This is a genomic window from Oscillospiraceae bacterium (assembly GCA_035353335.1).
In the GTDB taxonomy this organism is placed as follows: Bacteria; Bacillota; Clostridia; order Oscillospirales; family JAKOTC01; genus DAOPZJ01.
The window spans coordinates 1-10,860 of the sequence record DAOPZJ010000071.1 but is presented as its reverse complement, the minus strand read 5'-3'; the positions used below and the strand labels follow the sequence as shown (position 1 = coordinate 10,860).

Below are 10,860 nucleotides of genomic sequence, written 5' to 3'. Positions count from 1 at the left end.
TTAGAATTATACCATGACCTTATCTTTTCTGTACAGTTTAGTGTAGCCAATCCAGTTTCGAAAGAAACTTTGCAAAAAGGCCGTAATATTATTTCAGAACAATTTAGAATAACTTGTTTAAGTGAGAGAATGGATTCACTTCTTATGTGGTCACATTATGCGAATAAACATTATGGATTTTGCCTTGAATATGATTTTTCGCAAACACTTACAACAAATCTTTATCCTGATTTATTAGCAGCTCAAATTATGTTGTTTCCAGTAATTTATTCTGATACACGACCATTATTGTCAAAAGCATTATTTAGTAGTAAAACATTGACTTATTATTATAAAACAAAAAAGATTCCACCGAATTTTGTGGAACAACTAATATATGGATTGTTATTTAAAAGCGAAGATTGGTCTTATGAAAAGGAGTGGCGTATACTCCAAATAAAAAGTAAAGAACCAATAATGAAATTACCAAAAGCAAGAAGAGTATTTTTAGGAGCGAATATTGAAGACAATGCAAAACATAGGATTATAGATATAGCTCAAAAAAAGCACATACCTGTTTTTCAAATGTTTCTAAATAGTGATAAATATAAGTTTGATTTTTATCAAATAAAATAATTCATAAATCTTTTAAGATTATATTTACGATAACCTCCATCACCCCCTCCAGCCGATCCGTGTTGATGCCGGAGTAGTTGTTAATCACCATGCCTGGAGAAACGTGTTCCTGCCTGAAGCAATAATGCGACAGGCAGGATATTTTGATGCCGTCTTTTTTATTTTTCCCCTCCGACCGCCCCGTGTTGATGAAATGAAAAGATATCAAAAAACAACAAGATAATATGGTATAATAAAAACATAGGCACCGGATTTTTTAGATATCGAGGATGATTTTATCATATGAAAAGAACGCACTACGAGACGCTGTACCGTAAAAATGAGACGAACGGGCGGGTGATCATTGATATTTCTTTGGAAAACTATCTGGAGTTTTTTCATGAATGGGACAATGCGGTTTTCAAAAAGCGCGACCTGAACACCGGGCTCACCGAATTTTTAAACCTGTGCTCCGAGGATATCCCGCTGCGAAAAAAGCTCGAGATCGTATTTTGCGTGAATACGGCTGAAAAACAATCGGAAAAGGAAGATCAAATCCGCACGAGTTATCGCAATTATTACATCTCCATGAACCGTCTGGAGCAGCGGAAAACAAAACGGCTTGTCCGGTTCTCCGGGGTATTGCTTTTCACTTCCATCGTGCTGTTGACGGCCTACACCATATTAAATAACTATACAATAACGAAAACCGTATATAAGGTCTTGTTGGAGAGCTTATTGATCGGCGGTTGGGTATTCACATGGGAAGCCGTCCATTTGTTTTTTCTCGATATCTTTATCCCTTTTCGCCGCAGGAGAGAAATCATGCGGCTTCTCGACGCAGAGATCAGCTTCAAATATATATGCGCTCCAACGCCGTCATCACCGCCTCCAGCCGATCGGTATTGATACCGGAATAGTTGATAATCACCATGCCGGGCGCGGCGTGATCCTGCCTGAAGCAATACTGCGACAGACAGGATATTTTTATGCCGTTTTCTTTGGCGCGCCGCACAATCTCCTCGTCTGAAAGCGCCGTTTTCAGCTTTAAAATAAAATGCAGCCCCGCGTTTTCCTCCAAAATCTCGGCTTGATTGCCGAGGGCATTGTTCTTGATGGCCTTGATAATCAGATTCCGTTTGGCCTTGTACGCCTTTTTCATGCGGTTGATGTGCCGCTCAAAATACCCGTTTGCAATAAATTTGGCGAGCGCAAATTGCTCAAACCCCGATACCGTGCAGGCGTAAAACCCGAGCTCGTCGTGAAACCTTGCAAGCAGGTCGCGGGGCAGCACCAGATAGCTGATGCGGATTGACGGCGAAATCGTCTTTGAAAACGTGTTCATATAAATCACTTTGCCCTGCGCGTCGATGCTCTGCATCGTGGGAATCGGCTTTTCGGCAAACCGGAACTCGCTGTCATAATCATCCTCGATAATGAAGCGTCCCGCTTGTTCGTTCGCCCAATTCAAAATCTCCTGCCGCCGCTTAATCGGCATCACAATGCCGGTGGGGAAGTGGTGCGCAGGCGAAATATGCACGATGTCCGCACCGCTTTCGGCAAGCTCCGCCGACGAAATCCCGTATTTGTCCAGCCCAATATAACGACATTCCATGTTTTCGGCATGGTAAACCGCCGCGATCTTGCGATACCCCGGGTCCTCGACCGCGTAAATCTTGTCTTTCCCGAGCAGCTTGACTAACAGCCCATAAAGATATTCCGTGCCCGCGCCGATGATGATTTGCTCGGGTGAAACCGCCATGCCGCGAAAATGATATAAAAAGTCCGCAATGGCAACGCGAAGCGCTTTCACACCCTCCGACGGAATCCGCTCCAAAGCCGCGCCCTCGCAAAGCACTTCGCGCATCTGCTTGGACCAGATCGAAAAAGGAAAATTCGCCGCGTCGATGTTGTTGTCGCAAAAATCGATCAGCCATTCCGGCTCTTTTTTTACGTCTTTGTTTTCGCTTTCATCCGTCTTTTTCGCAGGCGCGCGGTTCACGTGCTCCAGCGCCGAGGCAAAATACCCGCTCTTTGCCCGCGCATACAAATATCCCTCTGAAAGCAGTGCGGAATAGGCGTTCTGCACGGTCAAAACGCTGATTTTCAGGTGTTCCGCCAAATTGCGCTTTGAAGGAAGCTTTTCATCGGGCTTGATTACGCCGTTTTCGATATCGGCCTTGATTCGGTTATATAAATATAAATAAATCGGAACATTCCCGCGGCTTGATAAGTCATAAGTCAACATAGTACACCCTCCAATCTGGTAATATAAATAAATATCAAAATGGGTATTTCAACAATACCAAATCAATTATAGTATATGGTATACCAAATGTAAAGAGGTGCTTTTTATGACAAACGACAGATATGAACTCAATAAACAACTCGCGCAGATGTTAAAAGGCGGGGTCATCATGGATGTAACCACCCCCGAACAGGCCGCCATCGCCGAAAAAGCGGGCGCGTGCGCGGTCATGGCGCTCGAGCGCATCCCGGCCGATATCCGCGCAGCCGGCGGCGTCTCTCGCATGAGCGATCCCAAGATGATCAAGGGCATTCAGGCCGCCGTCTCGATTCCGGTCATGGCCAAGTGCCGAATCGGCCATTTTGTCGAGGCGCAGATTCTTGAAGCCGTCGAAATCGACTACATCGACGAGAGCGAAGTTCTTTCGCCCGCTGACAACGTTTACCACATCGACAAGACGAAATTCAAGGTGCCATTCGTCTGCGGCGCAAAAGACCTCGGAGAGGCCCTGCGGCGCATCAGCGAGGGCGCGTCCATGATACGCACTAAAGGAGAACCCGGCACGGGCGATATCATCCAAGCCGTCCGCCATATGCGCATGATGCAGAGCGAAATCAGGCGCATGACCTCCATCAGCCAGGACGAACTCTACGAGGCCGCCAAACAGTTAAAAGTGCCCTATGACCTGCTGCTCTATGTCAGCCAAAACGGCAAGCTGCCGGTTGTGAACTTCGCCGCGGGCGGCGTCGCAACTCCCGCCGATGCCGCGCTGATGATGCAGTTGGGCGCGGAGGGCGTTTTTGTCGGCTCGGGTATCTTCAAGTCGGGCAACCCCGCAAAACGCGCCGCAGCCATCGTCAAGGCCGTCACGAACTACAACGATCCGAAAATCATCGCCGAACTCTCCGAAGACCTCGGCGAAGCCATGGTCGGCATCAACGAGGGCGAGATCGAACTGCTGATGGCGGAGCGTGGCAAATAAATGGTCGTAGCAATTCTGGCTTTTCAGGGCGCTTTTCTCGAACACCGTCAGATGCTTGAGAAGCTCGGCGCAGAAAGCTTCGAGATCCGCAAAAAAAGCGACTTGAATCGGCCTTTCGACGGGCTGATCCTTCCCGGCGGCGAGAGCACCACGATGGGAAAGCTGTTCGTCGATTTGGACATGATGAACCCGATACGTGATTTGATTCGAAACGGTCTGCCGGTCTTCGGAACCTGCGCCGGAATGATCCTGCTCGCCAAAAAAATCGACAACAAACCCGTTTCGCACCTTGGGACTATGGACATCACCGTCGTTCGAAACGCATACGGACGTCAACTCGGAAGCTTTAATACGGTTTCGGAATTCGGCGGAAAACCGATCGCAATGACGTTTATCCGCGCGCCGTATATCAAATCGATCGAAAGTAGCACAAAAATTCTTTCGGTCGTCGATCACAAAATCGTAGCCGCGCAGCAGGGCAGTCAACTCGTTACCGCTTTCCACCCCGAGCTCACCAACGATACTACCGTGCATCAGCACTTCCTGAACATGATTAAGTAAAATGGAATAAAGCAAAAACAAGCGGCCGGTTTCCCGGCCGCTTTGTCTTTGTTTTGATTAAAATCGGTACTGCTTATTTCGCAGCGGTATCGGCTTCAACCGATGCATACATGAAGTACTTGAATCCGAGCGGGCTCGAGAAGAAGCCCTTGATGGTCGGACTGATCATGAAGATGTCGGTGTAGTAGTAGAGCGGGCAGATAGCGCCGGTGCTCATCAGCACGTTTTCGGCTTTGTGCATCAGTGCGAAACGCTCGACCTTATCCTTGGAGGCCTTGACCTGAGCGATCAAAGCGTCATAGGACTGTGCCCATGTCAAACCGGTCTTATCATCGTAACTGTAGCCGGCATAGGTTTCAAATGCGCCCTTGCCGAACTGGCAGTCGTTGTTGCCGCTCTTGGTCGTCCACATGTCGAGGAAGGAGATCGGATCGTTGTAGTCGCCCAGCCAGCCGTTTCTGGCCACGGAATAGTTGCCGTCCTTACGGGTGTTGAGGAAGGTGCCCCATTCCTGGGAGGTGACGTTCATTGTGAGGCCGTATCCGGCATAAAGACCCTGCAGATATTCCGCAATGGCTTGGTGACCGGAGCCGTTATTAAAGATATAAGTGAGCTCGGGGAATCCGACGAGCTTGTTGTCGGCGCCCACGGTGAACTTCTTGGAAGAGGCCGCGACTTCTTTGAAGAGCGCGATTGCCTTATCGCAGTTGGCGGTGTAATCCGCGGCGGCAACGCTGTAATAACCTTTACCGTCGCCGGCAGGACCGTTCTTGGAGATGTATTCGGAACCATCCGGTTCGGTGAGACCCATTGCCACAAATCCGGCGGCCGGAACCTGACCGGCTTTACCGATATTGGTGACGATGTAATTTCTGTCGATCAACAGTGACATCGCGGTTCTGATTTTCACGGCTTCTTCGGGAGTGAATACAGAAAGTGCGGTGTCATTGACGTTGAAGCATACATAATATGTTCCAAGCTGACCGGTAACTTTGAAATCGTTCGGATAAGTCGTCTTCAAATTTTCGATCTCGTTGTTCGGGACCGAGTCAATGAACAGGTAAGCGCCGCTCTGATAGTTGGCAAGCAGAGAGCTGTCATCATCATTGAACGGGAAAACCAGCTTATCGGTGACGATTGCTTTGGCATTGTAGTAGTTTTCGTTCTTCTCCATGACCAATTGCGCCTGGGAGAATTCGGTCACTTTGTACGGACCGTTGCTGATGTAGGTTTCGGCAGCTGTCGCCCAGCTCTCGTTGCCTTCGACAACGGATTTCTTGACAGGCATATAGGCCGGGAACGCGCAGAGCTCGATGAAGTAGGGGACATCAACCGGAAGTACCACGGTCAATGTTTTTCCGTCTTCGGACGCTGTGACGTTCAGAGAAAGCGCTGCCGCCGCCGTTACCGAGGCTGCATATGCTGTTTCGGCATCTGCCGCAGCTTTATCGGATGCAGCTTGCGCAGCAGCTTCATTTGCGGTGCCTTTAGCAGCTTCAAGAGCTGCCGCAGCTTCATCTGCAATCGCCTGTGCATCATTGGCCGGCGTGAAAGCATCCATGATCGCCGAATAACCGTCGATGACGTCGAACATATAGCCATAGTCAGCTCCGGTGACCGGAGAAACAGCTCTGTTCCACGCATAGATGAAATCAGCGGCAGTCAGATCGCTGCCATCGCTCCATTTGAGGCCGTCTTTGAGTGTGAATACGTATTGTACCTTACCGTCGGCAGTGGCGGTCGCAGTAGGAAGCTCCTTTGCACAGTCGGCAAAGAGTTCCAGTTTGCCGTTAGCGTCCTGTCTATATCCTACCAAACCGGAAAAGGCGTGGATGATATAGGTGGCGCCGTCTACCGCGCTGTTCAGAGCCGGATCGATCGTATCGGGATAGGGACCGACACAAACGGTCATTTCGGTCGGTGCTTTCGGCGCGCAGCCGATTGTAAGACCAAACACCATGAGCAGCGTCAGCAGAATGCTTAATGTCTTTTTCATTTTTTCCCCTCCATTTAGATTTCATATTAAATTAACCGAGTTCCGGTTAATAAATATGTAAGACATCATACACCAATTGTTTTAAATATGCAAGCAGGAAACGTAATGATTTGGTGAAATTTCTCTCAGATTCGGTGCGTTTTCGGCGCATTCTTTTGTCGCTTTCGGGCATCTGGTTCTGAACGGGCAGCCGCTCGGCATATGGAGCGGGCTCGGGACATCTCCTTCAAGCGTGATGCGCTTATGCGAGCGCGCGTAATTTGGGTCGGGAATCGGAACCGCAGAAAGCAAAGAAACCGTATAAGGATGCAGCGGTTTGTTATACAGTTCGTTTGCCGGAGCGACTTCAACGATTTTGCCGAGATACATAACGGCAATTCGGTTAGAAATATGTTTGACAACCAATAGGTCATGCGCGATGAAGAGATAGGTCAAATTTAATTTCTTTTGAAGCTCTTCAAACATATTGATGATCTGCGCCTGAATTGAAACGTCAAGGGCAGAGACGGGTTCATCGCAGACGATGAATTTGGGATCAACGGCCAAAGCACGGGCGATACCGATGCGCTGCCGCTGTCCGCCTGAAAATTCGTGCGCGTAACGGGTGGTGTGTTCGCAACAAAGCCCGACGATATCCATCAGGTTCATGATTTTTTCCTGGCGCTCTTTCTTCGATGAATAGAGCTTATGAACGTCAAGCGGTTCTCCGATGATGTCTCCGATAGTCATGCGAGGATCAAGGGAAGAGTAGGGGTCCTGAAAGACCATCTGCGCTTTTTTACGTATCTCCTGAATCGATCTCTTACCTTCGATTTTCTTTCCGTTAAAGACAATCTCTCCGCCGGTAGGTTTATAAAGCCGCAGCAGCGTGCGGCCGACGGTAGTTTTTCCGCAGCCGGATTCTCCGACCAAACCAAGGGTCTCGCCTTCTTTGATAGAAAAAGAGACGTCATCAACCGCTTTCAGCGGAATCGAGCCGAAAAATCCGGTCGGGATATCAAAATACTGCTTTAAATGATTTACTTCCAGCAGTGTGTTTTCTTTAATCATTTAAATTCAGCTCCTTTATCTGGTCCGGTGTGAGGATACCTTCATCAATACTTTTTTTAATATTAAACCAGCACCTTGAGATATGTTTTTCGTTAATGACGATCTCACGGGCGTTTTCTTTGAGACAGATTTTCATTGCATTATCGCATCGGGGTGAAAACGGACAGCCTGAAGGCATATTGAGCAAATCAATCGGAGAACCTCCGATCGGCTTTAAACGCTCTCTTTTATCGGAAACGGTAGGAATAGAGCGAATCAAGCCTTTGGTATATTCGTGCTGCGGATTATAGAAAATTTCATCGGCGGTACCGCGTTCACAGAACTGTCCCGCATACATGACGATGACCTCGTCACACATATCGGCAATTACACCGAGATCATGTGTGATTAAAATGATCGCCATACCCATCTTTTTTTGGAGGTCTTTCATCAGTTCAAGAATCTGAGCCTGAATGGTTACGTCAAGCGCGGTTGTCGGTTCGTCGGCAATCAAGATATCCGGCTCACAAGCAAGCGCCATGGCAATCATAACGCGCTGGCGCATGCCTCCCGAAAACTCATGCGGATATTGATTCATTCTCTTTTTCGGTTCGCTGACGCCGACAAGAGAGAGCATCTCGACGGCTCTTTCCTTCGCCTGTTTTTGATCTCGGTTGGTATGCAGCATGATGGCTTCCATCAGTTGATTTCCGATCGAAAACACCGGATTGAGGCTGGTCATTGGGTCTTGGAAGATAATGCTGATTTTATTGCCGCGAATCGCACTCATAACCTTTTCGCCGGCGCCGACCAATTCCTGCCCTTTGAATTTTATACTGCCGTCAACAATTTTACCGGGATGCGTCAAAATCTGAAGGACAGAATAAGCAGTTACACTTTTGCCGGAACCGGATTCGCCCACGATTCCGAGTACTTTACCTTCATCCAAATTGAAAGAGACGCCGTTGACGGCTCTGACCTCACCGGAAGAGGTGTAAAATGATGTCTTTAAATTTCTTACTTCCAATAATCTCATTTTATTTACGCCGCCTTTCTCATCGATTTTTCAGTTTCGGGTCAAAGGCATCGCGCAATCCGTCTCCGAGCAGATTCAGTGAGAGCACGATCAAACAAATGAAAACAGCCGGGATGACTAAACGATAAGCGTAGCTGTAGATACCGGTCAGCGCATCGGATGCAAGCGATCCCAAACTCGGCATCGGAATCGAGACTCCGAGGCCCAGGAAACTGAGGAAGCTTTCAGTGAAAATAGCGGAAGGAATTTGTAAAGCGGTTGTAATGATGATGATGCTGATACAATTGGGCAGGATATGTTTGCGGATAATCCGGTTAGAACTCGCGCCGATGGATTTGGCTGTAAGAACGAATTCCTCCTGTTTAATCGAGAGGATTTGACCGCGGATCAAACGAGCCATGCTCACCCAATACAATAATGCAAATACGATGAAGATACTGATCATGCCGGTTCCCAATTTTGAAAGCGAGGTGCCTTGAATCACAGGTTCAAGAACTAATTTCAATACCACCGAAAGCAGAATGATCATCAGCAGATCGGGCAGAGAATAGATGATATCGACGATACGCATCATATATAAATCCAACCGACCGCCGAAATATCCCGAGATGGAGCCGTAGGTGACACCGATGATCAAAACGATGATACTGGCAAAGAAGCCGACTAACAATGAAACCCTAGCGCCGTAAACGACGCGGATGGCATAATCTCTGCCCGCGGAATCGGTTCCGAAGATGTGCGGAAATACTTTCTCACCGGCCGCAATCTTCGCTTGTTCGGTCGCACCGTATTCAAACGGCTTTAAATTAAGATAAGAGGAATCAACAGTCTGGCCTTGTATGAGGCCAAGCTGCTGCTCATAAGAATAAGGGTAAAACGTCGGTACAAAAATTACGATGATTAAGATAACCGCAAGGATAAAAAGACAGGTCATCGCGATTTTATTTTTCCAAAGACGGCGAAGGCCGTCTCTTAAAAAAGTCGTCCGCTCCCGCATTTTCACCTGCTGCAGTTTTTCCTCATCTGTCGCGGGTTCAAATTTAGACAGGTCCAGCTGAAAACTCAGAGGATTCTTTTTAAGTATTTTATCTTTCTCGTTCATATTCCAAATCCTCCTGTTTTAAGACAGTTCTACCCGTGGGTCAAATACTTTATATAAGATATCCGAGACCAACATCATCAGGATGATGAGCGCAGCAAGAAAAATCGTGGTCCCCATAATCAATGTGTAATCCCGGTTAAAGATGCTGGAGACGAAGTATTTTCCCAAACCCGGCACCGCGAAAATTTTCTCAACGACCAAGCTTCCGGTGACGATGAATGCGATCATGGGACCCGCATAAGTGATAACCGGTGTGATAGCATTGCGCAGAGCGTGTTTAAACAAGACCTTGCTGGGTTTGACGCCTTTTGCACGCGCGGTCCGGATATAGTCCTGCCCGAGCACATCGAGCATACTCGACCGGGTCAATCGTATGATATAAGCCATCGGATATAAGGAAAGAGAGATAATCGGCAAAATCAATCCTCCTGCCGACGAGCCGTTTGCGGGGAGCAAATTCAAATTCACGCAAAAAATCAATAACAAAAAGGTCGCTATGATAAAAGACGGCATCGCGACAAATGCGGTTGATAGAACCATTGTGATCTTATCAATCGTTTTATTGTGAAAAACGGCGGCGAGAGAACCCAGAACAAGACCGAATATGATCGCTAAAAAAGCCGCCGCAAGGCCTAATTTTGCGCTGACTTTAAAACCCTCCAGGATGATGCTGCTTACACTTCGGCCTCTCTGTTTGATCGAAGGGCCGAAATCAAATTTGACAACACCTTTCAGATAAGTCCAAAATTGCTCCATAATCGGTTTATCCAGACCGTATTTTGCCTCAAGCGCAGCCGTAACCTGTGGGCTTGGGGCCTTTTCACTTAAAAACGGCCCCCCCGGAATGGCATGCATTACGAAAAAGGTAATCAAAACAACCAAGATGATCGTCATAATAGCGAGCAAAATCCTTTTTAATATGTAAAAAGCTAATTTTTTGTTCATCCGATGACTCCCCCAGTCAGAAAAAATATATAAAAACAAGTATATCTCTTTTTTGATTGAAATGCAATCATTTCGCAATAAAAAAGCAGTATTAAATATTTACAAATACAGAATTTTTAGGTTTATTATTTGTTTATAATTAAAATCAACTTCTTTTGATTTCCCAATTTATAAAATTCTGCTATAAAATAAAAAGCAGTTTCGTTTTTTGACGGTGACCGGGAATATGTGATATAATAATTATATTGGGATATTTATTCCTCAAAATTTATTAGTTTTTTCACAATTGATTTTCTGTCTTATTAAAAATTTTAGGGTCTTGACTAGAACAGAGGGTTATCACGGAACAATTTCAAGAGGATGTGGT

At 46.9% G+C, this 10,860-nt stretch carries 10 protein-coding genes; 4 read left to right on the top strand and 6 right to left on the bottom strand.

Annotated elements, in window-relative coordinates; all coding sequences use genetic code 11:
- Together PKH29_11610 and PKH29_11605 are read left to right on the top strand one after the other, a co-directional pair.
- A partial coding sequence (locus tag PKH29_11610) for a DUF2971 domain-containing protein (GenBank protein HNX15483.1) occupies positions 1-615 on the top strand: 615 nt, incomplete at its 5' end.
- 282 nt (positions 616-897) lie between these two features.
- Positions 898-1,503 (top strand): hypothetical protein, encoded by a 606-nt coding sequence (locus tag PKH29_11605; protein HNX15482.1) that lies wholly within the window; start codon positions 898-900, stop codon positions 1,501-1,503.
- On the opposite strand, the gene PKH29_11600 is transcribed toward PKH29_11605, so the two are convergent.
- Complete coding sequence (locus PKH29_11600) at positions 1,448-2,842, bottom strand: PLP-dependent aminotransferase family protein (GenBank protein ID HNX15481.1); 1,395 nt, start codon at positions 2,840-2,842, stop codon at positions 1,448-1,450. The genes PKH29_11605 and PKH29_11600 overlap by 56 nt on opposite strands.
- 106 nt (positions 2,843-2,948) lie before the next feature.
- Here PKH29_11600 and pdxS point away from each other — a divergent pair, with 106 nt between their 5' ends.
- Positions 2,949-3,824: a pyridoxal 5'-phosphate synthase lyase subunit PdxS gene (gene pdxS, locus PKH29_11595; protein ID HNX15480.1), complete on the top strand. Its 876-nt coding sequence runs from the start codon at positions 2,949-2,951 to the stop codon at positions 3,822-3,824.
- Positions 3,825-4,385, top strand: coding sequence for a pyridoxal 5'-phosphate synthase glutaminase subunit PdxT (pdxT, locus tag PKH29_11590; protein HNX15479.1), 561 nt, complete (start codon positions 3,825-3,827; stop codon positions 4,383-4,385).
- A 73-nt stretch (positions 4,386-4,458) separates the two neighbouring features.
- On the opposite strand, the gene PKH29_11585 is transcribed toward pdxT, so the two are convergent.
- The 5 genes from PKH29_11585 to PKH29_11565 all read right to left on the bottom strand — a co-directional run bounded on the left by PKH29_11585 (position 4,459) and on the right by PKH29_11565 (position 10,493).
- Positions 4,459-6,381: a peptide ABC transporter substrate-binding protein gene (locus PKH29_11585; protein ID HNX15478.1), complete on the bottom strand. Its 1,923-nt coding sequence runs from the start codon at positions 6,379-6,381 to the stop codon at positions 4,459-4,461.
- An 81-nt stretch (positions 6,382-6,462) separates the two neighbouring features.
- Positions 6,463-7,431 carry an ATP-binding cassette domain-containing protein gene (locus PKH29_11580; GenBank protein ID HNX15477.1) on the bottom strand — a complete coding sequence of 323 codons (969 nt, stop codon included), beginning with the start codon at positions 7,429-7,431 and terminating at the stop codon, positions 6,463-6,465.
- Positions 7,424-8,446: an ABC transporter ATP-binding protein gene (locus PKH29_11575; GenBank protein HNX15476.1), complete on the bottom strand. Its 1,023-nt coding sequence runs from the start codon at positions 8,444-8,446 to the stop codon at positions 7,424-7,426. The genes PKH29_11580 and PKH29_11575 overlap by 8 nt, the downstream gene beginning before the upstream one ends.
- Positions 8,447-8,465: 19 nt before the next feature.
- Positions 8,466-9,548, bottom strand: coding sequence for an ABC transporter permease (locus PKH29_11570; GenBank protein HNX15475.1), 1,083 nt, complete (start codon positions 9,546-9,548; stop codon positions 8,466-8,468).
- 18 nt (positions 9,549-9,566) lie between these two features.
- The gene (locus PKH29_11565; GenBank protein ID HNX15474.1) at positions 9,567-10,493 is read right to left on the bottom strand and encodes an ABC transporter permease; all 927 of its coding nucleotides are present in this window, start codon (positions 10,491-10,493) and stop codon (positions 9,567-9,569) included.
- Positions 10,494-10,860 lie beyond the last annotated feature (367 nt).